We start from the raw sequence: 25622 nt of genomic DNA, 5'->3' as shown, positions 1-25622 counted from the left end.
TCACAATGCGGAGTATAAAATGCCGAAGATGAAAACCAACCGGGGTGCTGCAAAGCGCTTCAAAAAGACCGGCTCGGGTCGCTTTAAGTGCAAGCATAACCACCTGCGTCACATCCTGACCAAGAAGAGCAGCAAGCGTAAGCGCAAGCTGGGACCTAAGTTCATGGTTTCCGCTGCCGACCACAAACGTGTTGTCGCTTGTCTGCCGTACGCATAAGGGGGGATGTAAAAAATGCCAAGAGTTAAACGTGGTGTGACTGCTCGAGCTCGTCACAAAAAAGTAATGAAAGCCGCCAAAGGTTACTACGGCGCCCGTTCCCGTGTTTACCGCGTAGCGGTACAAGCGGTAACTAAAGCTGGTCAGTATGCCTATCGTGACCGTCGCCAGAAAAAGCGTCAGTTCCGTCAGCTGTGGATTGCGCGTATCAACGCTGCTGCCCGTCAGAATGGTCTGTCTTACAGCCGTCTGATCAACGGTCTGAAGAAAGCGTCTATCGAGATCGATCGTAAGATCCTGTCCGATATCGCTGTTCACGACAAGCTGGCTTTCACCGCCCTGGTTGAAAAAGCTAAAGCAGCTCTGGTTTAATCCGGTTCTGTTATAAAAGTTAAAAGGAGGCTCAGGCCTCCTTTTTTGTTATTTCTGTTTTGCCGTCAACTTCTTCCCCCACATTTTCAATAAACCACAATAGCTGACTCGATACCCATAAATATGCCAACAAACAAAATCAGTTAACCACTATTTCAAGAGGATAGGGTAGGAGTTGAGACTCGCTTGATATAACAAAATGATTTATAGGGAGAAAAGCAGGCCATAACTATGGTCAGTGAAGGGCCTTTTTTTGTATTATTCCCCTCTTGACCTTATTTAGCCTAAAGGCTCCTGTTTCGGAGTGGTGACGAGGAAGACATGCAACAGCTTGAAGAAGTAGTAGGCCAAGCCAAGGCCGATATTGAGGGCGTGAGCGATATCGCTACCCTCGATGAGATCCGGGTCAAATATCTGGGCAAAAAAGGCTTTTTTACCGAGCAAATGAAGGGCTTGGGCGCCCTGTCTGCCGAAGAGCGTCCCGCTGCGGGCGCCGTGATCAACCAGGCCAAACAACAGGTTCAAGATGCCTTGAACGAGTGTCGTGAAGCCCTCGAAGTCGCCGTGCTGAACCAGAAACTGGCCGCCGAGACCATCGACGTTAGCCTGCCGGGCCGCCGTATCGAGAATGGTGGTCTGCATCCGGTGACCCGTACCATTGAACGCATCGAGCGCCTGTTTGGCGAGATGGGCTTCAAGGTTGCCCGTGGTCCCGAGATTGAAGATGGCTTCCACAACTTCGATGCGCTGAATATTCCGGCTCATCACCCGGCGCGTACCGATCACGATACCTTCTACTTCAATCCTGATCTGATGCTGCGTACCCACACCTCCGGTGTGCAGATCCGCACCATGCAGCAGCAACAGCCGCCAATTCGCATCATCGCGCCGGGCCGCGTCTATCGTAACGACTACGACATGACCCACACCCCGATGTTCCATCAGGTTGAAGGTCTGCTGGTTGACGAGCATGCCAGCTTTACTGAGCTGAAGGGCATTCTGCACGACTTCCTGCGCAACTACTTCGAGGAAGATCTCACCATTCGCTTCCGTCCTTCCTACTTCCCGTTCACCGAGCCGAGCGCCGAAGTGGATGTGATGGGCAAGAACGGCAAGTGGCTGGAAGTGCTGGGCTGCGGCATGGTGCACCCGAACGTACTGCGTTCGGTCGGTATCGATCCGGAAAAATACTCCGGCTTTGCCTTCGGCATGGGCGTTGAGCGCCTGACCATGCTGCGTTACGGGGTCAACGACCTGCGTGCCTTCTTCGAAAACGACCTGCGCTTCCTCAAGCAGTTCAAGTAAGGGCGAGAGAACATGAAATTCAGTAAATCCTGGGTGATGGAGTGGGTCCGCACCGAGTTGAGTGACAACGCACTGGCCGAGCAGATCACCATGGCCGGTCTGGAAGTGGACGCCGTAGAAGCGGTCGCTGGCCAGTTCAACAATGTGGTCGTGGGTGAAGTGGTCGAGTGCGCCCAGCATCCGGACGCCGACAAGCTGCGGGTGACCAAGGTCAACGTGGGCGAGGCCGAGCTGCTGGACATCGTCTGCGGCGCGCCGAACTGCCGTCAGGGCCTCAAAGTCTGCGTGGCCAAAGTAGGGGCGACCCTGCCGGGTGATTTCACCATCAAGAAAGCCAAGCTGCGTGGCCAGCCGTCTCACGGCATGCTCTGCTCTTTCAGTGAGCTGGGTATCGAAGTTGAAGCCGATGGCATCATCGAATTGCCGGCCGATGCCCCCATCGGCACCGATATTCGCGACTATCTCAATCTGAACGACGTTTCCATCGACGTGGATCTGACCCCGAACCGTGCCGATTGCCTCGGTATCGCGGGGCTCGCCCGTGAGATTGGCGTGCTCAACAGCGTGGACGTGGTCGAGCCGACCTGGGCACCTGCTGTTGCCACCATTGATGCGACCTTCCCGATCCGGGTTGAAGCAACCGCCGATTGCCCCCGTTATCTGGGGCGCGTTATCAAGGGGCTGAACCTGCAGGCCCAGAGCCCGCTCTGGATGCAAGAGAAGCTGCGCCGTGGTGGTATCCGCTCCATCGACGCCATCGTAGACATCACCAACTACCTGCTGCTGGAATACGGTCAGCCGATGCACGCCTTCGATCTGGCGGCGCTTGAAGGGGAACTGGTGGTACGCCGTGCCCACGCCGACGAGCCGATGACCCTGCTCGACGGTAACGAAGTGAAGCTCAAAGAGACCACTTTGGTCATTGCCGATGCCAAAGGCCCAGCCTGCATGGCCGGTATCTTCGGTGGCAATCGCACCGGTGTATCCGAGACCACCACCGACGTCCTGCTGGAGTGCGCCTTCTTTGCGCCGCTCTCCATCACTGGTCGTGCTCGTGCCTATGGTCTGCACACCGACTCCTCTCACCGCTTCGAGCGCGGGGTTGATCCCGAGCTGCAAGCCAAGGTGATGGATCGTGCCACTCGTCTGCTGCTGGACATTTGTGGCGGAGAGTGCGGCGGCGAAGCGGGTCCGGTCATCGAAGTCAAATCCGATGCCCATCTGCCCAAGGCTGCCCCCATCAAGTTGCGTCGCACCAAGCTCGACAAGGTGATCGGTATCAGCGTGGCTGATGCTCAGGTGGTCGAGATCCTGACCCGCCTTGGCATGCAGGTCACTGTGGATGCTGACGGTTGGACTGCGCTGGCGCCCTCCTGGCGTTTCGATATCGCCATCGAGGAAGACCTCATCGAGGAAGTGGCCCGCATCTACGGCTACAACAACATCCCGAACCTGAAACCGGCCGCTTCTCTGGCGATGGTTGAGCAGGCAGAAGGGCAGGTGACCCTCAAGCGGGTGCGTGATCTGCTGGTTGACCGCGGTTTCCAGGAAGCGATCACCTACAGCTTCGTCGATCCCAAGACCCAGCAAACCCTGTTCCCGCAGAGCGATGCCATCGTGCTGCCGAACCCGATTTCAGTCGAGATGTCCGCCATGCGCGTCTCTCTGTTCCCTGGTCTGGTACAGGCAGTGGTCTACAACCAGAACCGTCAGCAGCCGCGCGTGCGTCTGTTCGAGCAGGGTCTGCGTTTCATCAAGGATGAAAGAGCCGAGAATGGCATCCGTCAGGAGCCGATGCTGGCAGGTATCATCATTGGCAACCAGAGTGACGAGCACTGGGACATTAAAACCCGCGCAGCCGACTTCTTTGATTTGAAAGGGGATCTGGAAGCCGTGCTGGACTTGACCGCCGAAGGGGCCACCTTTACCTTCGAGCGTACCGAGCACAGCGCCCTGCACCCGGGCCAGAGCGCAGCCATCCTGCGTAATGGCGAGGTCATCGGCCACATCGGCGTGATCCACCCGAGCCTCGAGAAGAAGCTGGGCCTTAAGAGCCGCGCGGTGATGTTTGAACTGGAGCTGGACAAGCTGACTCCGGCCAAGGTGCCGATGGCTGCCGAAGTTTCCAAGTTCCCGGCGAACCGTCGTGACATCGCCGTCGTGGTCGACCGTCAGGTTCTGGCAGGTGATGTTCTTGCAGTAATTAAAAAAGTTGGCGGAAATCAGGTAGTTGGAATAAACTTGTTTGACGTATACCAGGGTGCTGGTATGGCAGAGGACAAGAAGAGCCTGGCCATCAGTCTTGTATTGCAAGATACCCAGCGCACCCTGGAGGAGAAAGAGATTGCCGAGACCGTAGACAATGTCGTGCGGGTCCTTGGTGAAGAGTTGAATGCATCCTTGAGGGATTGATCTATGGCGCTTACCAAAGCCGACATTGCAGAGCACCTGTTCACCCAACTCGGGATGAGCAAGCGTGAAGCCAAAGATATGGTGGAAGCCTTCTTTGAGGAAATCCGACAGGCGCTTGAGCGTGGTGAACAAGTCAAGATTTCAGGCTTCGGTAACTTTGACCTTCGTGAGAAGAATCAGCGTCCTGGACGAAATCCCAAGACGGGCGAAGATATTCCGATCAGCGCCCGTCGGGTGGTGACCTTCCGGCCTGGCCAGAAACTGAAGGCCAGGGTAGAAAATGTTGAACCCAACGAGTGATAAAAAGCCAGGCATCTGCCTGGCTTTTGTTTTCAGATGACAAAACTCCCCCTTTTTTTCCTGGGCGTCGTGCTGGCCATGCCGCTGCATGCCATGGTATTGCCCCTCCCGCCTGCTACCCAAGCCTATGTGGACTCCATCACCAAGTTGGAAGTCTGTTATCCGGCGACCCTTCCACCGCCTTACCTGTTAGCGGAGGGGGGCTTGTTCAAAGATCGCTTGGTCAGACTGGCCGACGTATTGCCGGTGCCGCTGACCATTCATGAATTAGCTGACTGGCAAGCGGTGCGAGATGCACTGCTACAAGGGCGTTGCGATATCGTGCCTCATGTCGGCCCCATCTCTGCTGTACTGCCCAACATGCGGGTGAGTCGCGCCATGCTGGAGACCGACTCTGCCATTCTCTATCGTGGCGATCTGCATAACGCGACATTTTTAGCCTCACCCGCCATGGGCTCCACTCGAACGCTCAAGGATCTCTACCCTGATGCGGTGATCAAGCCATTGTCCAAACAGGAGAGTCTTTACTCCGCGCTGGAAAGTGGCAAGGGCAACGCCTATCTGGGGGACTATTTGCAACTGCGCTATATGATGCGTGAGTTCCCGGCGGATGGCTTGCGCTTGCGGCGTTTGCTCGGGAATGAGCGGGTAGTCAGCTATCGGTTGATGATGCGTGGTGGACCCGAGCTGGTTCAATTGATCGATACCGCAATTCGCTATATGCCTGCCGGTAGCCTGTACGCTGATTTGGGTCGCTATCTCGACCAAGGGTCCCTTTATATTGACCAGCTGCGCTTGACTGATATTGAGCAGGCCTGGTTGTCCGGTAGACAACGCACGGTGCGCTTGGTGGTGAACCCTGAGTTAATGCCCTATAGCGGCATCAATGAGCAAGGGGAGACGAAAGGGTGGAGCGCGGACGTGCTGCGCTGGGTCACCCAGGAGACCGGCCTGACATTCAAGCTGGTGCCTGCCGCCAGCAAGGCGGAGGCGATAGATAAGCTGCGTCGAGGTGAGGCGGATATGATGGCAGGGTTGCCCGAATCACCAGCCCTTGCGGATGAATTTACCTTCAGCCGGATGATCTCCATCAACCGCTTTGCTTTGATCAGCAAGCACACAGTGCCAACTGACCATATCAGCCAGCTTAAACGGCAACGTATTCTGGTCCCTGAGTCGCTCTATGATCCCTCCTTGTTGGCTCAGCTGGGCCAGCAGGAGTGGATCCGTACCGATAATTTGGCGCAAGGGCTGGCCGCTTTGCGTCAGGGCAAAGCAGATGCCATGTTGAGCGAGCTGTATCAGTTGCAATACCCGCAGCGTACCAACCTGCTGGAAGGGCTGGATATCGAAGAGCTGGAAGACAAGTTTGGCCTTGGGTTTGCGATGAACAAACAGGAGACCCAGCTGGCCGGGGTGTTAGACCGCAATCTGATGATCCTGACGAGCACCCAAATGGATGAACTCAATCAGCGCTGGCGCCGCCTGCTGGTGGTACAACAGCCCGGGGTGAGTTATGCCGCCTGGTTTGGCTCCATCTTGATGGCGTTGTTGATCAGCATCAGTGTGATTTCGATGATCTGGCGCTCCCGTCAGCAACTGGCCCGGGAGATAGCCCAGCGCCAAGAAGTTGAGAAGGCGCTGGCCATCGAGAGTGAACTGCGTGAAACCATGTTCCAGGCGTTGCCCGTTCCGGTTTTTTTACGCAACAGCCAGGGCAAGGTGATCAAGTCCAACAAACAGGGTCGGCGCTTGGCCATCCGTTATGCGGAGCAGCTGATGTTGCCTCCGGTACAACTTCAGAAGAGTGAAGGGGAGCTGGTGTTGGGCGAACAGATTTTTGCTTATGCCCAGCACCCCTTGCGTTTGGATAAACAAGCGCCAGCGACCGACCTTATCGCGTTATCGGACATCAGTGTGTTGCGTGAGCAAGCTCGTTTCCTGCGTCAGGGTGAACGCCGTCTGCGCGCCTTGACCAATACAGTGCCCGGTGTCGTGCTGCAATTTATGTTTGAGCGGGGGCGGGTAGGGAACATCGAGTTTATCAGCCGGGGTTGCTATGAGTTGCTTGGGTTGGCCAGCCAGCAGATCCGCCGTGAACCGAAACGGGTGCTCACTATGCTGGAGCGTGAAGATCGCCGCCAGGTCCGCCGCGAGATGTTTGCCATGCTGCAGGCCGGTACGCCTTTCTCGTTTACCCTGCGTTACCACCACCCCACCAAAGGCGAACGCTGGTTGCAGCTCTATGGTCGTGGCCGTACCCAGTCACAAGGCTGGCGGATCTATGCGGTGATGCAGGATGTGACGACACGTATCGAGCAGGATCAGGCATTGCAGCACTCCCATGAGCAGGCGCAGCAAGCGGTGCTGGCCAAGGGGCGCTTCATGGCGGCCATCAGCCACGAGATCCGCACCCCGATGAACGCCATTCTTGGCTTGCTGGAGTGGCTGGCCAGTACCCCCTTGTCCCAGGAGCAGGATTCGGCGCTGGCGCGGGTGCGTCAGGCGGGGGACGAGCTGCTCGGCCTGCTCAACGATGTGCTCGATTTTAGCCGCAATGAAAACAGCAAACTCTCCCTCTCGCCCCAACCCACCGATTTCACCGAGCTGTGCGAGCATGTGGCGGCGGTGCACTGGACCAAGGCGCGGGCCAAGGGCTTGCAACTGCGCCTGCAGCTGGACCCGGCCCTGCCGGCCCTGCAGACCCTCGACCCCCATCGGGTGCGCCAAGTGCTGCACAATCTGCTCTCCAATGCCATCAAGTTCAGCCAGCGTGGGGAAGTGGTGCTGTGGGCCGAGCTGGCAGAGTCGACCTTGCGCTTCGGAGTCGATGATCAGGGGCCGGGGATCACCGCCAAGATGCGCCCCACGCTCTTTATGCCGTTCGAGCAGTTTGCCGTTGAAGGGCAACTGCGGGCGCCGGGTACCGGTCTTGGTCTGGCGATCTGCAAGCAGCTGATTGAGCAGATGGGCGGCCTTATTGATGTTGAGGGGCGCGTCGGTGGCGGTAGCCGTTTCTTCTGTGAGTTGCCCCTGCAGCGGGTGCAGCAGGAGCCAGATTGGCAGCCCAAGGTGCGGCAGCTGGCGCTCTCTTTACCTCACGATGAGGCACAAGCGCTGTCGCCCTGGCTCAGCCGAGTGGGGATCGCCATCGTCAGCAATGCTGTTGATACGCTGCAAGCGGAGGTGGACGAGAAGGGGCTCTACTATTGGGCCTGGCAAGGGGAGTCCTGGGTGCCCGGCACCATCATCACCCTCTTGCAGCCACGGCTGACGCCGGGTCAATCGGTCGCAGGCACCCAGCCCGGGCTTGGCATGCGGGTACTGCTGGTTGAAGATCACGATGTCAATCGCGAACTGATCAGCCTGCAGCTGGGGCAGCTCGGTGCCAGCGTCATCACTGCCGCCAACGGGCAGCTGGCGCTGGAGAGGCTGGCGCTGCAGGAGGTGGACTTTGTGCTGACCGATCTGCAGATGCCGGTGATGAACGGGGCCGAGCTGTGCAGAGCGTTGCGACAATCAGCACGCTGGGCCCGCCTGCCGGTCTATGTGATCACCGCAGACCTCAGTGAGCTGGCGGCGAGTGAGCTGCAATCCTGTGGTTGCGATGGCCATCTCGACAAGCCGGTCGCTCTCAAGGAGCTGGCGGCTCTGCTGCGCCATATTGCCAGAGAGGGGGGCAATACTGTCGCTCCGACACCGGTTGCCTCACTGCTGACCGATGAACTGCTGGCTCTTTATCTCAAGGCTACCCGGGATGATCTGGCTGAGCTTGATCGCGCTTTTTTAGCGAAAGACGATGTTGGCGTGAAAGCTGCTTTACATAAATTGAAGGGGGCCGCCAGAATGGTAGGAGCGACTGCCTTGGTGGCGGTCATTGAAGAGTGGCAACAAGTGCCCCATCCGGCGCTGCAAGCCAGATTGAACCGGGCATTGAATGAGTTCAGCCAGCAGTTTTCAAAGAGGGCGCAAGATGATCATCACTGATGAAGAACTACTGGCCCTGCTCGATTCGGAAGAGCATGAGCCGGCAGGATTTTGCCCCATCGTGCTCTATGCCCTCGATCGCCCCTCCCATGAGCTGGCCAGCGCCATGACATTGCCATCTTATGTCACACTGCACCGCACCCAACCGGATGCCTGCTGGCAGTGGCAAGGGCTGTTTGCGGCAGGTGCCATCGCGCTTTACGATCCTGCTGCGCATCAGCAGGCTGACTACCTGCCTCAACTGCAACAGCATGAGGGGATCTATGCCATTGGTGAAGATTGGCAGGGAGGCCTCGTGGCCAGTTACCGTGACTGGTGTAACTGGCTGGCGACGAGCAAGATTTTGCTGCTCGAAGATCATCCGTTCCAAGGGATGCAGTTGCAGCAAACCATCGCCGGATTGGGTCTTTCTTGCCAATGGGTGCAGGATGAAACGGCCTGTCTTGCGGTGCTGGCGGCGGGCGATATCAGCCTGCTGGTGTGCGATCTCAGTCTGGTGGAGCAAGATGCCATCAGTCTGCTGATGAGCCAGCCCCAGTTGCAGGAAGCGGGGTTGCCCATCGTGCTGCTCTCCGCCCATGAGCAGACCCTGATCGACGGTGCCCGCCGCCTGCTCCACGATGCCGGTTTCAATATTCTGGCCGCCCTGGCCAAGCCGCTTGATTGCGATGCACTGCTCAGGTTACTGCGCGGACTCTATCTGGGCCCGTTGCGTCAACAGCGCCTGAGTGGTCAGCGCCGAACTATCCGCCTGTGGCAAGGGGCTGTGCTGGGGCAGCTTGGTCTGCTCTCCAGCCCTGGCTTCCAATATCCGATCTGGCTGGCGGTGACTGGCTTGCCGAGCCGCTGGGAAGCGCTCAAGGAGTGGTTGGCGGAGCAGTCGCGCACCCCGTCCGAACTGACCCTGCTGATCCACCGTCGCGATCACCTGCTGAGCAATGCCGATCGCTTCGCACTGGTGCTGCAAGCCAGTCTGGCGGGCAGCAAGCTGGCGCTGCTGCTCGATAGCAGCCAACACCTGCCCTTCGACCTGCTGGAGCGGCTGCCGTTGCAAACCGTATTACTGGGGCAGGGGATCTTGCCTGAGTTCGATGCCTTGCCGCCAGACTCCTTATTGGGACGTTTTATGACCCGGATCGGAGAGCTGGGGATTACCATCTATCTTGACGATCCCTACAATTTGCTCGATGTCGAACTGTGGCGAGATCGCGGTATTGCGGGGCGCTGGTAACCCATGCCGCGCTACCTCTGCTGGCCGATACACAGGGAGCGCCTGGCCAAGGGGCTCAATGGTTGGCCTCATCCGGTTTCGCGCGCCGCGCTGCCGCTGGCGATGAGCGTCACAGGCGTACCTTGTCTGCTACGGGAGCTGCATGGTGTGGAGCCTGATCGCATGCTGGCAGCCTATGATGCACTCAGTGAAGAGAGCATTTATTTGCGGTTTATGCGCGCCAAACGAACGCCACCACCGGAACAGGTCGCACAGTTTCTTGATTACAATCCCGATCATCAAATCTCATTATTGCTAACCGATCTGGCGGGTCAGCCGTTGGCTCAGGCTCAATCTATCCGCCGCCGTCTGCATCCCGATCGCGCGGAGTTTGCCTGTATCGTGGCGGACCATTTTCAGCATAAGGGGGCAGGCAGACGCATTTTGTTGTCGCTGGCGCTGCTGGCCCGGGCGGATGGGATCCTGGATTGGACGGCAGAAGTGCTGGCCCAGAATCGGCCCATGCTCACCCTGTTAAAGCGGTTGGGCCTGCCACTGACACTGGTCACGGGTCGAGAGATGGTATTTGTCAGGCTCGATTTGTCGGCGCTGGATCCCTGGCTGCCAATGCCGCCAGCCGCGCCGCTTAAGACCAAGGGCGAATAGTGACACTTTTTTCCCTGTGCTAAGGTCACATTTATTGTGCGGGGATAGACGGAGCAGCTTATGGCGCAGTCATATAAACATATCGTGATCCTGACCGGAGCAGGCATCTCTGCCGAATCTGGCATCAAGACCTTCCGAGCCTGTGATGGATTGTGGGAAGAGCACAAGGTCGAGGATGTGGCGACCCCCGAGGGGTATGTCCGGGATCCCGAGCTGGTGCTCGGGTTTTACAACTCTCGTCGCAAACAGCTGCAACAACCCCAGGTTCACCCCAATCCCGCTCACTATGCGCTGGCTCGCCTCGAGCGGCTCCTGCCCGGATCGGTCACCCTGGTGACCCAGAATATCGACAATCTGCACGAGAGTGCTGGCAGCAAAAACCTTATCCATATGCACGGTGAGCTGCTCAGGGCCCGCTGCCCGGAGTCAGGGCAGGTGATCGAGTGGCGCGGCGATCTCCATCAGGACGAGCTCTGCTCCTGCTGTCAGTTCCCCCAGCCGATGCGCCCCCATGTGGTGTGGTTTGGCGAGATGCCGCTGGGGCTGGATCGCATCTACAGCGCGCTGGCGCAGTGTGATCTCTTTATCTCTATCGGCACCTCGGGGGCAGTCTATCCGGCGGCCGGTTTTGTCCATGAGGCTGGCCTCAACGGTGCCCATACCATAGAGCTCAATCTCGAACCGAGCGAGGTGGGCAGCCAGTTTGATGAAAAACGCTATGGCCCTGCCTCCCTGCTGGTCCCCGCCTATGTTGATGAGCTGCTGGAGGCATGCGGCATCCATCAGCCCAAACAGGTGGAGGGGCACAACTGGATGGAGATGCGTGAACGCTAAGCATCAGAGATAGCGGAAAAGCAAAAGGCGACTCGTGGAGTCGCCTTTTTGTTGCCCGGTGTTTGGTAGGGACTACGATTGCGCGGACAGGGGGGCGCAGGATTGTCTGATCACCAGATCCGGATCGACAGTGATCAGGTGGTTCTCTACCTCCTCGCCGTTGATCCGCGCCAGCAGCCGGGTGACGGCCAGGCGTCCCAGCTCCTCCTTGGGCTGATTGATGGTGGTGAGCGGCGGCGAGAGGTATTGCGCCAGCGCCACATTGTCATAGCCGACGATGGAGATGTCCCGCGGTATCACAATGCCAGCCTGATGGGCGGCGCTAATGGCCCCCATCGCCATCATGTCGTTACAGACAAAGAGGGCGGTAGGGCGCGCGGGGAGGGCCAGCAGCCGCTCCATGGCGGCAAAGCCGCTGGCGCAATCAAAGTCCCCCTCCTGGATCCACGCCGGATTGACGGTCAGACCCGACTCCAACAGTGCCTTTTCAAAGCCTGCCTGCCGCTGGTTGGCGGGGGCACGGTTTTGGGGGCCGGTGATGCAGCCGATGGCGCTATGGTCCAACTCAATCAGATGACGGGTAGCCAGATAACCGCCGTGGAAGGAGTTGTCGGCGATGAGATCCACATCCGCGCTGACCAGCCCCCAATCCATCACTACTACCGGCAGGCTCTTGAGCCAGTCGAGCTGGTTGAACACCTCCTGCTGCCCCTCGCTGCACATGATCAGCAAGCCATCGACCCGTTTGCGCAGCATCATTTTCAGGTAGGAGAGGGCGGTCTCGGCCTGCCCCTCGGTGTTGCCCAGCATCAGGTTGTAGCCCTGTTCGAAGCAGTAACGCTCCACCCCGCGCACCACTTCGGCAAAGAAGGGGTTGCTGGAGGTGGTGACCAGCATGCCGATACTGTTGGTCTCTTTCACCTTGAGGCTGCGCGCCACCAGGCTCGGGGCATAGTTGAGCTCACGCATGGCGGTAAAGACCCGCTCGCGGGTTGCCTCACTGACGAAGCGGGTCTCGTTGATGACGTGGGAGATGGTGGTGGTAGAGACCTGGGCCCTCGCCGCCACCTCCTTGATATTGGCCATCAGCGCCCCGCAGCCGCTTGCGCCAGCAAGAAGGCATCCACCTCAGCTTTGCTGGGGATTGAGCTCTGGGCGCCGAATTTGGTGACCGAGAGCGCCGCCGCGCCGTGGGCAAAGCGTACCGCGGCGCGGAACTCGGCACCGGCCAGTTCAGCCGCCAGCAGGGCACCGTTGAAGGTATCCCCCGCAGCTGTGGTGTCTACCGCCTTGACCCGAAAACCCGGGATGAGTTGTTGCTGTTGCCCGTTGCTGCAATAGACCCCTTGGGAGCCCAAGGTGATCATCACCTCCGCTATCCCCATCTGGTGGAAGCGGGCAGCCGCCTCGCGGGCACTGGCTTCGTCGGTGACTTTTACGCCGGTCAACAGCTCCGCTTCGGTCTGGTTGGGGGTGATGAGATCCACCAGCGCCAGCAGGTCGCTTGAGAGCGGGCGAGCCGGGGCGGGGTTGAGCACCACCCGGGTGCCGTGGGCACGGGCCAGACGGGCTGCTTCGAATACGCTTTCGAGCGGCACTTCCAGCTGCAGCAGCAGGGTATGGGCGTCGGCGATCATGGCTTCGTGGCGCTGTACAACGGCAGGGGAGAGCGCCCCGTTGGCTTCGGCAGAGATGCCGATGCTGTTCTCACCCTCATCGCTGACATAGATGATGGCGATGCCGGTGGGCAGGGTGTCGTCGAGTTCGACGGCGCTCACATCGATGCCATCTTGGGCAAAGCCGGTTTTCATCTGGTGGCCGATGGCGTCATCGCCGATACGGGCGATAAAGGAGACAGGGGCGCCAAGGCGCGCGGCGGCGACCGCCTGATTGGCCCCCTTGCCACCGGGGACCACCTGATAGCTGTGACCGGTCAGGGTTTCACCCGGGCGAGGAAAGTGGGGTACGCGCAGCACATGGTCTGCATTGACACTGCCCAGAACGACGAGACGATTCATGTTGATTACTCCTGATGCATCTTGGCTTGAACACTTGCGAGGGTGAATCCAAGCCGGGAGGCACCGCGATAGAGAGGAAAAAGGGGAGGCGAGCCTCCCCAATGTCAATTACTTGCTGACCACTTGCAGCGGCACCGGGATGGATTTCTCCACCGGTTGACCCTTGAGTACCTTGTCGGCAGTTTCAACGCCAATGGCACCGATCAGTGCCGGTTGCTGGGCCACGGTGGCGGCCAGTTTACCTCTGGCTACCGCAGCTTTGCCATCATCAGTGCCGTCAAAGCCGACGATCATCACCTCTTTACCGGCAGCCTGTACCGCGCGGATGGCACCCAGCGCCATTTCGTCGTTCTGGGCAAACACCGCCTGTACGGTCGGGTGGGCCGCCAGCAGGTTTTCCATGACATTCAGACCCTTGGTGCGGTCAAAGTCGGCCGGCTGAGAAGCCAATACCTGCAGCTTGTTGGCAGCCACGGCAAGGGCAAAGCCTTCGCCACGGTCACGGGCGGCGGAAGTACCGGCGATCCCTTCCAGCTGGATCACCTTGGCACCGGTACCCAGCTTCTCGGTGATGAAGTCACCGGCCAGTTTGCCACCGGCCACGTTGTCAGAGGCGATGTGGGCCTTGACCTCACCCTGCGCCGCGCCGCGGTCCAGGGTCAGCACCGGGATGTTGGCTTTGTTGGCCAGACGGATGGCGTTGCCGACCGCTTCGGAGTCGGTGGGGTTGATCAGGATGGCACCGACCTTGCGCACGGTGAGATCTTCCATGTTGGAGAGCTCTTTGGCTGGATCATTCTGGGAATCCAGCACCACCAGCTCGTAACCCAGCTCTTTGGCTTTGGCTTCGGCACCCTCTTTCATGGTGACGAAGAAGGGGTTGTTGAGGGTGGAGACCACCATCGCCAGAGTTTGATCGGCGGCCTGGGCTGTGCCCAGCACGGACATGATGGCGGCAGCGAGCAGGGTATTGAGCTTTTTCATCATTTCATTCCTTGTGTGTGGCTGGTGTTACGTTGTTATCGATTGCTTTTGTTATCGACCATCACGGCGAGCAAAATCACGCTGGCCTTGGCGATCATCTGGTAATAAGAGGATACGTCGAGCAGGTTGAGGGCGTTGTTAAGGAAGCCGATGATCAGTGCCCCGATCAGGGTTCCCATGATGCGGCCCTTGCCCCCCATCAGGCTGGTGCCACCCAGCACCACGGCGGCGATGGCGTCCAGCTCGTAACCCATGCCTGCCGTTGGCTGGGCAGAGGAGAGACGGGAGGTGACGATAAGACCGGCCAGCGCAGAGAGGGCGCCGCACAGACCATACACCGCCAGCTTCACCCGATCCACATTGATACCGGAGAGACGGGTAGCCGACTCGTTGCCGCCGAGGGCGTAGATGTAACGACCGAGGCGAGTGTGGTTGAGCATGAACCAGACCAGCAGGAAGACAATGGCCATCAGCCAGATTGGGACCGGCAGGCCGAGCAGGTAACCGGTACCGAGCCAGGCAAAGTGATCAGCCCCTTCGCTAAAACCGGTGGAGATGGGGCGCCCCTCGGTATAGACCATGGTCACGCCGCGCAGGGCGGTCATGGTGACCAGGGTGGCGATAAATGCCTGCACCTTGCCCTTGGCAATGATGAGGCCGCTGACGCCGCCGAGCAGGGCACCGGCACCCAGGGTGAGAGGCACCACCAGCGCGATGGGCAGCTCCATGGCGACCATAGTCGCCGCCAGCGCGCCGCACAGGGCCAGCACAGAACCGACCGACAGATCGATACCGGCGGTGAGGATAACCAGCGTCATGCCGACCGCCATGATGGCGTTGACCGAGGTCTGGCGCAGGATGTTGAGCAGGTTATCGGCGGTGAAGAAGTTGGGGCTCAGGAAGGAGACCACACCAATCAGCACCAGCAGGGCGACCAGGGATTTGTTCTCGATCCACCAGGCCTTGCTCATGACGCCACGGCGGGAAAGGGTTTGGGTTGTCATTGGGATGCCTCTTGCTCTGCTTGCCACTGTTTACCGACTGCCGCCGCCATCAGCTTCTCCTGATTGGCATCGCGGGTGTTGAACTCTGCGCTGATGCGCCCTTCGTGCATCACCAGGATGCGATCACTCATGCCGAGCACTTCCGGCATCTCGGAGGAGACCAGAATGATGCTCATCCCCTCCTTCTTGAACTGGTTGATCAGCTGATAGATCTCCTTTTTCGCCCCCACGTCGACGCCGCGGGTTGGCTCGTCGAGGATCAACACCTTGGGCCGGGTCAGCAGCCCCTTGGCGATGGCTACCTTCTGCTGGTTGCCGCCGGAGAGCAGCTTGATCAGCTGATCCTGACTCGGGGTCTTGATGTTGAAAAGGCGCACATAGTCGCTCACCGCTTGTCGCTCGGCCTTGCCGTCAATCTTGCCGTGGCTGATGAACTCATCAAGAGCGCACAGGCTCATGTTTTCCCGCACCGACAGCTCCAGCACCAGCCCATCTCCTTTTCGATCTTCGGAGATATAGGCGATGCCGGCGGCCAGCCCATCGGCCGGGCTACGTGGCACCAGCGCGTGGCCGTCAACTTCCACTTCACCGGCGCTGATGGGGCTGGCGCCGTAGATAAGCTTCATCAGCTCGGTACGGCCAGAGCCCATCAGGCCGCTAAAGCCCAGAATTTCCCCCTGACGCAGGGAGAAGTTCACCCCGCGCACGCCGGGACCGGTCAGATCTTTCACTTGCAGGCTGACGGGGCCAAGCTCACGCGCAAGGCGTGGGTACTGCTCCTCCAGCCGCCGACCGACCATCATCTCGATGATCTTGTCTTCGTCCAGATCGCTCACCGCCTTCTCGCCGATCCATTTGCCATCGCGCAGCACGGTAACCCGATCGCAGATCTGAAAGATCTCCTTGAGGCGGTGGGAGATATAGACGATGCCGCAGCCCTGCTGGCGCAGCTCGCGGATAACCACAAACAGCTGCTCGGTCTCGGTGTCGGTCAGCGCATCGGTCGGTTCATCCATGATGATGACGCTGGCATCAAACGACAGTGCCTTGGCGATCTCCACCATCTGCTGTTCGCCGATGGAGAGATCCCCGAGTCGGGTATCCGGCCCATGTTTGACGCCGAGTCGGCCCAGCAGGGTGCTTGCCCGCTCGCGCAACTGTTTGTGGTCGATGTTGCCAAAACGGGTACGGGGTTCGCGACCCAGAAAAATGTTGGCGGCAATCGACAGCTCCGGCAGCAGGTTCAGCTCCTGGTGGATGATGCTGATCCCCTGATCCTGAGAGTCGCGGGGGCCCTTGAAGTGGACCGGCTGGCCACGGTAGCTGACGCTGCCCGCATCGGCCTGATAGATACCGGTCAGCACCTTCATCAGGGTGGATTTGCCAGCGCCATTTTCACCAAGCAGGGCCATCACCTGACCGGGATAGACCCGCAGACCCGCTTCGTCGAGGGCGCGCACACCGGGGAAGGTCTTGACGATCCCGGTTAGCTCCAGAATGGGAGAAAGGGGCGAGGAGGAGGTTGTGCTCATTTTCAGCTTCCTTGAAGAGGCCTTCTTTGAAGAATGTCAGAACGCCACACCGGCGCAGAGGATCAGGTTAGCGTAGGGGGTCACTTCGCCGCTGCGCACGATCGCCTTGCTCTGGCGGGAGCGGGTCTTGAACGCTTCGTGCAGGCAGTATTCGATGGTGATGGGCTTGCCCTGGGCTGCAGCGTGGGCCTCAAGCTGATCGACCAGCGCCTGATGGGCGACGGGGCTGATCTGCTTGATCTCGCTCGCCATGATCACCTTCTCCACCACCAGGTCGGTGAGCAGGGCGGTCAGTACGGTGCCAAGGCCGGGGGTGCCTGCCATCAGCGCCAGATCGATCCGCTCAGGACCTGCCGGAATGGGCAAGCCGGCATCGCAGACGGTGATCTCGTCGGTGTGGCCCATCTGTGCCACCAGAGCACTCAGGGGAGCATTGAGCAGTACGCCTCGTTTCATACAACACCTCATCAGGCCTTGGCCCGTCAATCTGTGAATCGCGGGGCAACCGGTTACGCAACCGGTTGCTTTGTGCTGCAAAGGTAGGCCATTTCCCGAAAAACGGCCACGGCAAAACAGCGGAAATGTGAAAACGATCGCAAAGGCGGGAGAAGAAGTGCAGGGGAGGAAGCAGGAAGGGTGTCAGCAGAGCCTGACACCTCTCTTTATTGATTTTATGGTTAGTTAGCCAGCGCCTTGGCGACCGCTGGACGGGTCAGCATGCGCTGATAATGATCGGCAACCTTGGGGAATTCACTGATCTCGACCCCATCGCTTTTCAGCCAGCCAGCGACCACGAACAGATAGATGTCCGCCACGCTGAACTGCTCGCCGAGTACCCAGGGGCCTGCCAACAAATAGTGCCGCTCAATCTGCTCAAAACCGTCGCGCATATTGCTGGCGACTTTCTGCTGCATGGCGGCAATGGCCTGCTCGTCATCGGCCCAGCGGCTGCCACGGCGACCGTGGGCGTGGGAGACATGAACGGTGGAGGCGAGGAAGCTGTTGACCTCCTGCATGCGCGCCAGCAGGAACGGATTGTCCAGCGGCGCCAGCTTGGCTGCGGGGAAGCGCTGCGCCACATAGAGCAGCAGGGCCGGGGTCTCGGTCAGGGTGCCTTGTTCGGTGGTAAGGGCAGGCACCCGCCCTTTGGGGTTGATGGCAAGATAGGCGGGGTCACGCTGCTCCCCTGCGGCGAGGTTGACGAGACGGGGTTGGAACGGGGCATTCGCTTCCAGCAGGGCAATCTGCACGGCCATGGCACAGGTGCCGGGAGCGAAATAGAGGGTCAGATCGGACATGAATACTCCTGATTGGCTCAGGCCACCCGCGATATCGGCGAAAGCATGCTTCGCCGATACCTCGAGGGGTCATGAAAAAAGAGCGGGGGCAACGCTTGCCCCCCTCAACCAATCTACACCCCTCAGGGGTGATGAAAAAGCGCAGAATTAATCGGCCTTGGCCACCTTGTCGTTCGTTCATACCTTAAGCCCCTCGGCCAAAACCACGAACCAGCTGGTGCTGAGCTTGATGGAGTCGCTGATGACTGAGGGGCAGCAGATGATACCGAAAGGTCTGGGGGCGAAATAGCGCTCCAGCCTCTTCACTTTCCGTCAGATCCTTTCAGGCGCGAAGGGGAGCACCGAAATTATGACCAATAAGACAGAGTCTTATTCCCCATATAGCTTAATTTCCAACACATTGGCGATGGCACTGCCATTCCAATGGTATTCCAGATGCTGGGTTTGGTGGATCTTGGTGACCAGGCGGGGGCGATAGAGCACATGGCAGTTATGACCGCTGTGGCGCACAGAACGGTAGTGGATACCGTCCATCCCCCGGGTTTTCTGCTCTTGGGCGAAAGCTTGGGATTGGCCATAGTTGGTTGCGTGATAAAGCGGGGTGGAGAGAAATTCCGCGCTGGTGATATCGGCCAGATTGGCGTTGAACTCGGTATAGAGCACCCGCATCTGTACTTTTTGAGCGGGTTCTTTGGTGTAGCCGAACATCCGCTCCTGGTGATAGACCGTCTCTTTGATGGCGGTATCGAGCAGTGGGGCACAGTAGTAACCACCGAAATCGCCAGTGGTGAATCGGGCCCCTTCCGGGTTGATATGGGTAAAGGCTGCCATCACATAGCTGCTGCCATTCAGCCCCACTAACCAATCCTCTTTCGGTACCAACGACAGATCACCCGCCGCCTCATTCAACCGATCATTGGTCAGTGACTCGATGGCCCAGACGGCCTCGAGTTCGTCCGCATTGGCCACGTCTTCATAGAGATCGATTATGGGGTAGCGGCTTGGAATGATCCGATAGGCTCGCTCCCCCTTGAGTTCAATCAGTGGCGGCTCTTGCATCAGGCCATTCCCCCGCGCCAGGCATGCAGGCGGGTGGCGACCTCATACAAATCCGCTACGCGGCCAGCGTTCATAATGTCCATCGCGCTGCGCCCGGCAAAGAAGGGGTGGCTGTTGGGTTTGCGCACCCAACCGTAGATGCTGTCGTCGGCACTGAACAGCATCCTCAAACACTTGTGGATGTTGAGGATGTAGCTCATCCGTTCTTGCATGTCCACGGTCAGACGGATCCCACCGTTTGATTCTTTGTATTTGTTCAATGTTGAACGAGATGAGATGCCAAGAAGCTTCAGCTGTTCATCCGTATTGCATTGCCACTTATCCAGGATACGGAATACCACAGGCAGTGCCTTGCTGGGGTCAATGGCGCCATTTTTCAGGGCTTTCTGTGTTGTATTGGCCATATCTCCTCCTTAATGTAATCAGCGCCATACTGCTGTCTGGCGCGTGAAATGTTAACTTGAGTTGAGTGTAGAAGAAATGTGCATGTATGTACACATGTATACATATTTATACAAATGTGAACGTGCTTGGGCGTTAATGTCCTTTCTTTAGATCGCGCCAAAACACTCTGTGGTTAGCCACTATCTGGTGCGGTCCTGGCTGGTACATCGGGTTGATTTGCTCGGTTTGCAGCCTCGGCAGTCATGGGGGCTTGCAGGTACGACTTCCCACCCTTGCTGGCGGCTTGATGCCCAAGCGGGCAGAGGTCAGCCCCATCAGGCGCTTGATCTCGTCGCAGCAGGGGGCTTGTGCCACCGCTGGATGGACCCTGCAAGGTAAGAGACTCACCGTCATTAGGTCTCAAGATCAAGGTCAAGCTTGGTCAGGATCCGCTTGCCATCGAATATTTTGCTGATATTGTTCAGCGCAACAATGACTTGTGGCTTGTTCATCATCCGCCAGTCTCACTACTAGCCAGTGGTCATAGTGTTGAAAGAGGGCCGCATTCTATGGCGCGAGCGCATGAAATCGAAGGCTTTTTCGTCGAGTTTAACCCTGCGTGGTCAGGAAAAACGGCTACGAATAGCGGGCCAAACCGTTATAATGCGCCACCTGATTTGATCGTTTTCGATATTGGATAGTCAATTGAGTAATAAAATGCGTATTGGCGGCTCCCTTGAGCAGTCTCTGAACCAGGGTTATCGCCTTGATGTAAAAGCAGTCATCCAGGAGGGTTGGAAACAGACTCGCAGCAATGGACTCGGTCTGCTGCTGGCCACTGTCGGGGTGACGGCAATCTGGATCCTGTTCAGCAATACGTTGCTGGTGCCCTATCTTGGCGGCGACGATGAGCAGATGAATGTGGCCATGTTACTAAGCCTCCTTATCACCGTTGTCATGGCCCCCATGACCAGCTCCCTCGATATGTTGGGATTGCAGCAAGCGGTCGGGGTTCGGGCACGGGCGAATCAGGTGTTCGACTTTTTCCGTCATTTTGTGCGTCTTGGCATGTTGAGCCTGCTGGGCAGCGCCTTGACCAGCCTGTTCGGGCCCTTGTTCGATCTGGTGGGATTGCCAGCGGTGCTGGCCTTTATTCCCTCGGCCCTGATCGGCATGGGGCTGGTGTTCACCGTACCGCTGGTGTTGGAACGTGGCCTGACGCCACCTCAGGCCATTTTGGTCTCTCTCAAGCTCTTTGTGCGCGGTTGGCCCAGCATAGTGCTGTTTCACAGCGTGATGGCGGTGCTGCTGTTGGTGGCGCTGATCCCCATGGGGTTGGGTCTTATCTGGGTAGCACCGCTCTACTTTAACTGCAAGGGGATCCTCTATCGCGATCTCTGTGGAGTGGGAGTAGAGGTCAATGAGGTGGCAGAAGGCCCCAACCATTTCAATGCATGATGCAAAAGGATCTTGAATGACCCGTTATGGAGTGACCTCGGCCGTGCGCCATACTCTGCTGGCCAGTCTGTTGTTGCCAGTCGTGGCGATGGCCGCGCCGACGCTGGATCTGCAATACAGCACCTTCTACAGCCAGATGAAGACCTTTGCCAAGGGCGAGTTTGGCCATGCCAGGCTGGGCTTTTATCTGACCGATCCGCAAAATGGTCAGCTTTGTGGCCTGGTCTCCGCTCGGGTGTCCACCCAGGACAAGCAGGTGGCCGCCGACGTGACGGTAGACAGCGAGCTGCGGTTGCCATTTGATAATGACTTGAACCTCGACAAAGGCACTGTGGTGGTCACCCTCAAGGAGCCTCATGCGAGCTGCGATCTGGCGGTGCAGGTAATGGCAGATGTGCCCGCCGGGCCAGCGCTGCCATTGGCCGATCTGGCGGCCCGTCAGCAGCAGATGCAGTCGCTGCTCGAGAAGATGGCGGGGATGGTCGGCAAGCACTTCTTGCCGAAGATGGAGGGGGTGCGGATTGCACTGGTTGAACCAAGTGGCACTGCGTATCTCAACGATGGCACTCGTCAGGAGGTGCTTCCCTGGCAGCATGGGCAGCTGCTACTGAGCAACGAGCAGCTGACAGGCTTCGCCGCCGGGCAGCTGATCGTGCAGGGCGAGGTGCTGCGACTGACCCCCTGGCTGCACAAGGGCTGATGACTCTGTCGCGTCAGTGACAGTCACATCAAGAAAGCAAAAAAGGAGCGATAATCGCTCCTTTTTTATTGGGTGGCGTGTGCCATGTGATAGCGGCTTAGCGCACTTCAATCACATCCAGCATGTCCATCTCGTCGATGTCCAGCAGTGGGGCTTTTGGCAGCTCGGGTGGATCAAACGCCTTGTCACCACCATCGATGATGCCGGAGTCACGGTTGATGCTCTTGAAGTCAAACAGCTTGTGATCGAGCAGGTGGCTCGGGATCACGTCCTGAATGGCGGTGAACATGGTTTCGATACGGCCGGGGAAGCGGCGATCCCAATCCTGCATCATCTGCTTGATGGCTTGACGCTGCAGATTCTCCTGGGAGCCGCACAGGTTGCACGGGATGATGGGGAAGGATTTCACCTCGGCATAGCGAATGAGATCTTTCTCTTTGCAGTAGGCAAGCGGTCGGATCACCACGTTCTTACCATCGTCGCTCACCAGCTTGGGCGGCATGGACTTGAGCTTGCCACCGTAGAACATGTTGAGAAACAGGGTCTCGAGGATGTCGTCACGGTGGTGACCGAGGGCAATCTTGGTGCAGCCCAGCTCTAGGGCGGTGCGGTAGAGAATACCGCGGCGCAGCCGTGAGCAGAGTGCGCAGGTGGTTTTGCCTTCCGGAACCTTATCCTTGACGATGGAGTAGGTATCTTCCTCGACAATCTTGTACTCGACGCCGAGTGAGGCGAGGTATTCAGGCAGCACATGCTCGGGGAAACCGGGCTGTTTCTGATCAAGATTGACCGCTATCAGATCAAAATGAATAGGGGCGCTGGCTTTGAGGCTCATCAGTATGTCGAGCATACCGAAGCTGTCCTTGCCGCCGGAGAGGCAGACCATGACCTTGTCGCCCTCTTCAATCATGTTGAAGTCGGCAATGGCCTGACCCACGTTGCGCCGCAGGCGCTTTTGCAGTTTGTTAAAACTGTATTTATCTTTGGCGTTCAGCTCTTCTAGCATGCTCGTAAAACCCGGGACACAAATAAGCGCGTTATTATAGCCATGTCCCGGGGGAGGGCAAGATACCTCGCGTAAAGGCGCGTTACGATTGCGTGCGGCGGCTGTCGATTGGGCAGCTGTAATCGGCCGGTTTGAGGATCAAAATGTCGCACGATAGCCGGTCAATCACATGTTCGGCGGTATTGCCGAGCAAGGCGGCAGAGAGACCGGTTCGCCCGACACACCCCATGATCATCAGGGTCGCCTTGAGATCTTCGGCCATGTCCGGCAGTACCTCTTCAGGCAGCCCCTCTGCTACCCGGGTCCAGAGATGACCGATCCCGAACTTGTCGGCATGGGCGAGCAGCAGGCTTTCGTGGTGTTTGCGGATCGCCTCGTTGTAGGCGTTGGGGTCAAACTCCGGCAGCTCGATGGCCACATTGACCGGCGTTCCCGGGTAGGTATTGACCAGATAGAGGTTGGATCCCAGCAGTTCGGCGATGTCGCTGCCCTCCTGGGTGATCCGTTCGTTGAGCAGTTTCTGATCGAGGTCGTCGCTTGAGCAGTTGATGGCGGCAATGATATTGCCATCCCGCCGCCAGAGCCCATCTTTGACCAGCAGCACAGGGCAGGGGCATTTGCGCAGCAGATGCCAGTCCGTCGGGGTAAAAATAAAGGTTTGCAGGAAGCTGTGATGATGGGTCGCTTTGACCACCAGATCGTGGCGCTGCTCCAGCACTTCCTGGATGATGCATTCGAAAGGGCGATTGTGCCAGATCACTTTCACTTCACAGTCGATCCCCTTTGCCCGATAGGGGGTGAGGATCTCATCCAGCCATTCACGTCGTTGTGAAATGACGCCATGACGCATCTCTTGCCGCTCATCCACCGACAGCATGGCAGTCATTTCATACGAGAAGTCATAGATGGTGAGCAGCAGGGTCAGATGGGCATTTTCGTCCAGCTCGGCGACCTTCACTGCCCGTTCGAGGGCGATTTGACGCTCCTCCTCCGGGTTGATAACCACCAGAATATTTTGATATTTGACCATCTTCTCCTCCTTGGAAAAGTCCAATGACAGCAGAATCTTAGCTTCTATAGCTTAGCGCAGGAGGAGGGGGTCTGGAATGTACCGGATCACATTCAGGGGAAAGGATCCGGCAGATAAAGAGAGGAAAAGAGGGGGAATGTGGCGAAATTAGCCGCAAGCAGGACGGGTCGCACCGGCCATGACACCGAGCGCAACCTGATCGAGTACTGTGATGTATTTGCCTTTGACGCCGATAAGCCCCGATTTTTGGAAACGACCTAGCAGGCGACTGATGGTCTCGACGGTAAGACCCAGATAGTTACCGATGTCGCCGCGGGTCATGGCCAGTCGAAATTCTTTGGCAGAGAAGCCGCGCTCGGAAAAGCGTACCGACAGGTTGTGCAAGAAGGCAGCCAGCCGCTCCTCGGCATTTTTCTTGGAGAGCAGCAGGATCATCTCCTGATCACCCATGATTTCATTGCTCATCAGCCGCATGATCTGCTGACGTAACTTGGGCATCTTGCCGGAGAGATCATCGAGTATTTCAAACGGGATTTCGCACACCATGGCAGTTTCCAGCGCCTGGGCGAAGGAGGGGTGTGCTTGTCGGTGAATGGCATCGAACCCCACCAGATCCCCTGCCAGATGAAACGCGGTGATCTGCTCATCCCCTTGCTCGGTGATGGTATAAGACTTGATGGTCCCGGAACGAATGGCATAGAGGGATTTGAACTCATCGCCGGCCTTGAACAGCTCTTCACCCTTCTGGATCGGCTTTTTACGCTCGATGATGCTATCCAGCTGATCAAGCTCATTCTCGTTCAGGGTAAAGGGGATGCAGAGCTGACTTATGCTGCAATCCTGGCAATGAATTGCACAGCCACCGCTCTGGATACGTCTGCCTGGTTTCTTTTCCGGGATCATAGGCTCATACGAATAATTGATTTATATCAAACAAGTTTACCATCAACTCATCCGTTTTGGATAGGGTTTCAAAAGGAAGCAATGCCAACCCACAGGGTATGCGCCCCGAACAAAATGAGCAGCAGGGCACCGCCAAGGCGCAAACTGCGTAATGTCAGCCAGTATCTGAGGCGATCAGCGAGCCCCCCCAGCGCAAACAAGGTGGGCAGGGTACCGAGGCCAAAAAAGAGCATGGTCAACGCTCCGCCTGCGGCAGAACCTGCTGCCGCACTCCAGGTCAGCATGGAGTAGACCAGCCCGCAGGGAAGCCAGCCCCACACCATGCCAAACGGCAGTGCCTGCAGCGGTGAAGTGAAGGGAAGGAACTTGCCAGCAAGTGGTTTTATATGGGGCCACAGCCTGGCGCCGAGCCGTTCCAGCAGCAAGATCCCCTGCCACCAGCCCGCCAGATAGAGGCCAAGTGCAATCATCAACAATGCTGCCACTAGGCGTAATCCGGCGATGGCGTGTTTGCCCGCGCCAAGTTCGCTGGTGGTCGCCAGCACGCCACCCACCAGCGCGCCAGCCATCACATAACTCAGGATCCGGCCGAGGTTATAGTTGAGCAGATAAGCGAGCCGCCCCCAGAAGTGCTGCTTGTTGGCAGGGATGGCCATGGATAGCGCGGCAGAAACGCCGCCGCACATGCCGATACAGTGGGCCGAGCCTGCCAGACCTACCAGCAGGGCGCCGGCCAGATCAAGGTTGTGAGTCATGGTCAGCAGGCTTTGCGGGTTTGCGGGCGGGTTGCTCTTCGTCAAACAGGATGTTGGAGCCCTGCCGGTCGAGATCTTCAAACTGCTCGGAGCGAATGGCCCAGAAGAACACCACCCCGGCGATGATCACAAACAAAATGGCGATGGGGATCAGGATAAAAATTATGTTCATGGGAGGTACCCTGGTA

The 25622-nt window shown here is 58.1% G+C and carries 26 protein-coding genes and 1 pseudogene; 13 read left to right on the top strand and 14 right to left on the bottom strand.

Annotated features, from left to right (window positions below; translation table 11 throughout):
* Positions 1–19: 19 nt before the first annotated feature.
* The 9 genes from rpmI (at position 20) to cobB (ending at position 11303) form a co-directional block, all read left to right on the top strand.
* Entirely contained in the window at positions 20–217 is a 198-nt protein-coding gene (gene rpmI, locus ACY8FN_RS14565) for a 50S ribosomal protein L35 (protein ID WP_005315535.1), read from the top strand.
* Positions 218–232: 15 nt separating this feature from the next.
* Positions 233–589, top strand: a complete 357-nt coding sequence (gene rplT, locus ACY8FN_RS14560) for a 50S ribosomal protein L20 (RefSeq protein ID WP_005300683.1) — start codon at positions 233–235, stop codon at positions 587–589.
* Positions 590–910: 321 nt separating this feature from the next.
* Entirely contained in the window at positions 911–1894 is a 984-nt protein-coding gene (gene pheS / locus ACY8FN_RS14555; RefSeq protein ID WP_042023323.1) for a phenylalanine--tRNA ligase subunit alpha, read from the top strand.
* A 12-nt stretch (positions 1895–1906) separates the two neighbouring features.
* Positions 1907–4306: a phenylalanine--tRNA ligase subunit beta gene (gene pheT / locus ACY8FN_RS14550; protein WP_463100402.1), complete on the top strand. Its 2400-nt coding sequence runs from the start codon at positions 1907–1909 to the stop codon at positions 4304–4306.
* Between the two features lie 3 nt (positions 4307–4309).
* Positions 4310–4606, top strand: a complete 297-nt coding sequence (ihfA, locus tag ACY8FN_RS14545; protein WP_005300715.1) for an integration host factor subunit alpha — start codon at positions 4310–4312, stop codon at positions 4604–4606.
* Between the two features lie 36 nt (positions 4607–4642).
* On the top strand, positions 4643–8593 hold the full coding sequence (locus ACY8FN_RS14540; RefSeq protein ID WP_463100401.1) for an ATP-binding protein: 3951 nt from the start codon (positions 4643–4645) through the stop codon (positions 8591–8593).
* A complete protein-coding gene (locus ACY8FN_RS14535; RefSeq protein WP_463100400.1) occupies positions 8580–9824 on the top strand; it encodes a response regulator in 1245 nt (414 codons plus the stop codon). Before ACY8FN_RS14540 ends, ACY8FN_RS14535 begins: the two co-directional genes overlap by 14 nt.
* A 3-nt stretch (positions 9825–9827) precedes the next feature.
* Entirely contained in the window at positions 9828–10469 is a 642-nt protein-coding gene (locus ACY8FN_RS14530) for a GNAT family N-acetyltransferase (RefSeq protein ID WP_463100399.1), read from the top strand.
* 60 nt (positions 10470–10529) lie between these two features.
* Complete coding sequence (gene cobB / locus ACY8FN_RS14525; protein ID WP_463100398.1) at positions 10530–11303, top strand: Sir2 family NAD+-dependent deacetylase; 774 nt, start codon at positions 10530–10532, stop codon at positions 11301–11303.
* Positions 11304–11375: 72 nt separating this feature from the next.
* Here the strand turns inward: cobB and ACY8FN_RS14520 are convergent, their stop codons facing one another.
* The 7 genes from ACY8FN_RS14520 to ACY8FN_RS14490 all read right to left on the bottom strand — a co-directional run bounded on the left by ACY8FN_RS14520 (position 11376) and on the right by ACY8FN_RS14490 (position 18139).
* A complete protein-coding gene (locus ACY8FN_RS14520; protein WP_463100397.1) occupies positions 11376–12389 on the bottom strand; it encodes a substrate-binding domain-containing protein in 1014 nt (337 codons plus the stop codon).
* Complete coding sequence (gene rbsK / locus ACY8FN_RS14515; RefSeq protein WP_463100396.1) at positions 12389–13321, bottom strand: ribokinase; 933 nt, start codon at positions 13319–13321, stop codon at positions 12389–12391. The genes ACY8FN_RS14520 and rbsK overlap by 1 nt, the downstream gene beginning before the upstream one ends.
* Positions 13322–13429: 108 nt before the next feature.
* A complete protein-coding gene (gene rbsB, locus ACY8FN_RS14510; RefSeq protein WP_042023335.1) occupies positions 13430–14305 on the bottom strand; it encodes a ribose ABC transporter substrate-binding protein RbsB in 876 nt (291 codons plus the stop codon).
* 35 nt (positions 14306–14340) lie between these two features.
* Positions 14341–15309: a ribose ABC transporter permease gene (rbsC, locus tag ACY8FN_RS14505; RefSeq protein WP_101317159.1), complete on the bottom strand. Its 969-nt coding sequence runs from the start codon at positions 15307–15309 to the stop codon at positions 14341–14343.
* Positions 15306–16841 (bottom strand): ribose ABC transporter ATP-binding protein RbsA, encoded by a 1536-nt coding sequence (gene rbsA / locus ACY8FN_RS14500; protein ID WP_463100395.1) that lies wholly within the window; start codon positions 16839–16841, stop codon positions 15306–15308. Before rbsA ends, rbsC begins: the two co-directional genes overlap by 4 nt.
* A gap of 36 nt (positions 16842–16877) precedes the next feature.
* A complete protein-coding gene (gene rbsD, locus ACY8FN_RS14495; RefSeq protein ID WP_463100394.1) occupies positions 16878–17297 on the bottom strand; it encodes a D-ribose pyranase in 420 nt (139 codons plus the stop codon).
* Positions 17298–17518: 221 nt separating this feature from the next.
* Positions 17519–18139 (bottom strand): glutathione S-transferase family protein, encoded by a 621-nt coding sequence (locus ACY8FN_RS14490; protein ID WP_463100393.1) that lies wholly within the window; start codon positions 18137–18139, stop codon positions 17519–17521.
* A 151-nt stretch (positions 18140–18290) separates the two neighbouring features.
* Between ACY8FN_RS14490 and ACY8FN_RS14485 the strand changes: the two are divergent.
* Positions 18291–18428 (top strand): annotated as a pseudogene (locus ACY8FN_RS14485) (transcriptional regulator); the annotation flags it as partial.
* A gap of 80 nt (positions 18429–18508) precedes the next feature.
* Here the strand turns inward: ACY8FN_RS14485 and ACY8FN_RS14480 are convergent.
* Together ACY8FN_RS14480 and ACY8FN_RS14475 are read right to left on the bottom strand one after the other, a co-directional pair.
* Positions 18509–19198: an RES family NAD+ phosphorylase gene (locus ACY8FN_RS14480; RefSeq protein ID WP_463100392.1), complete on the bottom strand. Its 690-nt coding sequence runs from the start codon at positions 19196–19198 to the stop codon at positions 18509–18511.
* Positions 19198–19602, bottom strand: coding sequence for an MbcA/ParS/Xre antitoxin family protein (locus tag ACY8FN_RS14475; RefSeq protein ID WP_463100391.1), 405 nt, complete (start codon positions 19600–19602; stop codon positions 19198–19200). The genes ACY8FN_RS14480 and ACY8FN_RS14475 overlap by 1 nt, the downstream gene beginning before the upstream one ends.
* A 348-nt stretch (positions 19603–19950) precedes the next feature.
* Here ACY8FN_RS14475 and ACY8FN_RS14470 point away from each other — a divergent pair, with 348 nt between their 5' ends.
* From ACY8FN_RS14470 to ACY8FN_RS14460, 3 genes are read left to right on the top strand one after another with little or no spacing between them, the layout of a single operon-like run.
* Positions 19951–20283, top strand: a complete 333-nt coding sequence (locus tag ACY8FN_RS14470) for a hypothetical protein (RefSeq protein WP_463100390.1) — start codon at positions 19951–19953, stop codon at positions 20281–20283.
* A 16-nt stretch (positions 20284–20299) separates the two neighbouring features.
* Positions 20300–21040, top strand: a complete 741-nt coding sequence (locus ACY8FN_RS14465) for a DUF2189 domain-containing protein (protein ID WP_463101184.1) — start codon at positions 20300–20302, stop codon at positions 21038–21040.
* A gap of 16 nt (positions 21041–21056) precedes the next feature.
* Positions 21057–21740, top strand: a complete 684-nt coding sequence (locus ACY8FN_RS14460) for a DUF2987 domain-containing protein (protein WP_463100389.1) — start codon at positions 21057–21059, stop codon at positions 21738–21740.
* 97 nt (positions 21741–21837) lie between these two features.
* On the opposite strand, the gene ttcA is transcribed toward ACY8FN_RS14460, so the two are convergent.
* From ttcA to ccoS, 5 genes are all read right to left on the bottom strand, one after another.
* A complete protein-coding gene (gene ttcA, locus ACY8FN_RS14455) occupies positions 21838–22746 on the bottom strand; it encodes a tRNA 2-thiocytidine(32) synthetase TtcA (protein ID WP_101324844.1) in 909 nt (302 codons plus the stop codon).
* An 82-nt stretch (positions 22747–22828) separates the two neighbouring features.
* Positions 22829–23776: a universal stress protein UspE gene (uspE, locus tag ACY8FN_RS14450; RefSeq protein ID WP_101317143.1), complete on the bottom strand. Its 948-nt coding sequence runs from the start codon at positions 23774–23776 to the stop codon at positions 22829–22831.
* A 147-nt stretch (positions 23777–23923) separates the two neighbouring features.
* Entirely contained in the window at positions 23924–24679 is a 756-nt protein-coding gene (locus ACY8FN_RS14445) for an FNR family transcription factor (protein WP_042023353.1), read from the bottom strand.
* A 68-nt stretch (positions 24680–24747) separates the two neighbouring features.
* Positions 24748–25434, bottom strand: coding sequence for a sulfite exporter TauE/SafE family protein (locus tag ACY8FN_RS14440; RefSeq protein WP_139691947.1), 687 nt, complete (start codon positions 25432–25434; stop codon positions 24748–24750).
* Positions 25418–25606: a cbb3-type cytochrome oxidase assembly protein CcoS gene (gene ccoS / locus ACY8FN_RS14435; RefSeq protein WP_101324841.1), complete on the bottom strand. Its 189-nt coding sequence runs from the start codon at positions 25604–25606 to the stop codon at positions 25418–25420. The genes ACY8FN_RS14440 and ccoS overlap by 17 nt, the downstream gene beginning before the upstream one ends.
* Positions 25607–25622 lie beyond the last annotated feature (16 nt).

It is taken from the genome of Aeromonas sp. 160P (genome assembly GCF_055193095.1).
The sequence above is the reverse complement of the archived record's forward strand: the minus strand, read 5'-3'. Positions and strand labels throughout refer to the sequence as shown.

Excerpts from the sequence above, each read along its gene's own strand:
- rpmI (WP_005315535.1), top strand. The coding sequence starts at position 20 with ATGCCGAAGATGAAAACCAACCGGGGTGCTGCAAAGCGCTTCAAAAAG.
- rplT (WP_005300683.1), top strand. The coding sequence starts at position 233 with ATGCCAAGAGTTAAACGTGGTGTGACTGCTCGAGCTCGTCACAAAAAA.
- pheS (WP_042023323.1), top strand. The coding sequence starts at position 911 with ATGCAACAGCTTGAAGAAGTAGTAGGCCAAGCCAAGGCCGATATTGAG.
- pheT (WP_463100402.1), top strand. The coding sequence starts at position 1,907 with ATGAAATTCAGTAAATCCTGGGTGATGGAGTGGGTCCGCACCGAGTTG.
- ihfA (WP_005300715.1), top strand. The coding sequence starts at position 4,310 with ATGGCGCTTACCAAAGCCGACATTGCAGAGCACCTGTTCACCCAACTC.
- ACY8FN_RS14540 (WP_463100401.1), top strand. The coding sequence starts at position 4,643 with ATGACAAAACTCCCCCTTTTTTTCCTGGGCGTCGTGCTGGCCATGCCG.
- ACY8FN_RS14535 (WP_463100400.1), top strand. The coding sequence starts at position 8,580 with ATGATCATCACTGATGAAGAACTACTGGCCCTGCTCGATTCGGAAGAG.
- ACY8FN_RS14530 (WP_463100399.1), top strand. The coding sequence starts at position 9,828 with ATGCCGCGCTACCTCTGCTGGCCGATACACAGGGAGCGCCTGGCCAAG.
- cobB (WP_463100398.1), top strand. The coding sequence starts at position 10,530 with ATGGCGCAGTCATATAAACATATCGTGATCCTGACCGGAGCAGGCATC.
- ACY8FN_RS14520 (WP_463100397.1), bottom strand. The coding sequence starts at position 12,389 with ATGGCCAATATCAAGGAGGTGGCGGCGAGGGCCCAGGTCTCTACCACC.
- rbsK (WP_463100396.1), bottom strand. The coding sequence starts at position 13,321 with ATGAATCGTCTCGTCGTTCTGGGCAGTGTCAATGCAGACCATGTGCTG.
- rbsB (WP_042023335.1), bottom strand. The coding sequence starts at position 14,305 with ATGAAAAAGCTCAATACCCTGCTCGCTGCCGCCATCATGTCCGTGCTG.
- rbsC (WP_101317159.1), bottom strand. The coding sequence starts at position 15,309 with ATGACAACCCAAACCCTTTCCCGCCGTGGCGTCATGAGCAAGGCCTGG.
- rbsA (WP_463100395.1), bottom strand. The coding sequence starts at position 16,841 with ATGAGCACAACCTCCTCCTCGCCCCTTTCTCCCATTCTGGAGCTAACC.
- rbsD (WP_463100394.1), bottom strand. The coding sequence starts at position 17,297 with ATGAAACGAGGCGTACTGCTCAATGCTCCCCTGAGTGCTCTGGTGGCA.
- ACY8FN_RS14490 (WP_463100393.1), bottom strand. The coding sequence starts at position 18,139 with ATGTCCGATCTGACCCTCTATTTCGCTCCCGGCACCTGTGCCATGGCC.
- ACY8FN_RS14480 (WP_463100392.1), bottom strand. The coding sequence starts at position 19,198 with ATGCAAGAGCCGCCACTGATTGAACTCAAGGGGGAGCGAGCCTATCGG.
- ACY8FN_RS14475 (WP_463100391.1), bottom strand. The coding sequence starts at position 19,602 with ATGGCCAATACAACACAGAAAGCCCTGAAAAATGGCGCCATTGACCCC.
- ACY8FN_RS14465 (WP_463101184.1), top strand. The coding sequence starts at position 20,300 with ATGCGTATTGGCGGCTCCCTTGAGCAGTCTCTGAACCAGGGTTATCGC.
- ACY8FN_RS14460 (WP_463100389.1), top strand. The coding sequence starts at position 21,057 with ATGACCCGTTATGGAGTGACCTCGGCCGTGCGCCATACTCTGCTGGCC.
- ttcA (WP_101324844.1), bottom strand. The coding sequence starts at position 22,746 with ATGCTAGAAGAGCTGAACGCCAAAGATAAATACAGTTTTAACAAACTG.
- uspE (WP_101317143.1), bottom strand. The coding sequence starts at position 23,776 with ATGGTCAAATATCAAAATATTCTGGTGGTTATCAACCCGGAGGAGGAG.
- ACY8FN_RS14445 (WP_042023353.1), bottom strand. The coding sequence starts at position 24,679 with ATGATCCCGGAAAAGAAACCAGGCAGACGTATCCAGAGCGGTGGCTGT.
- ACY8FN_RS14440 (WP_139691947.1), bottom strand. The coding sequence starts at position 25,434 with ATGACTCACAACCTTGATCTGGCCGGCGCCCTGCTGGTAGGTCTGGCA.
- ccoS (WP_101324841.1), bottom strand. The coding sequence starts at position 25,606 with ATGAACATAATTTTTATCCTGATCCCCATCGCCATTTTGTTTGTGATC.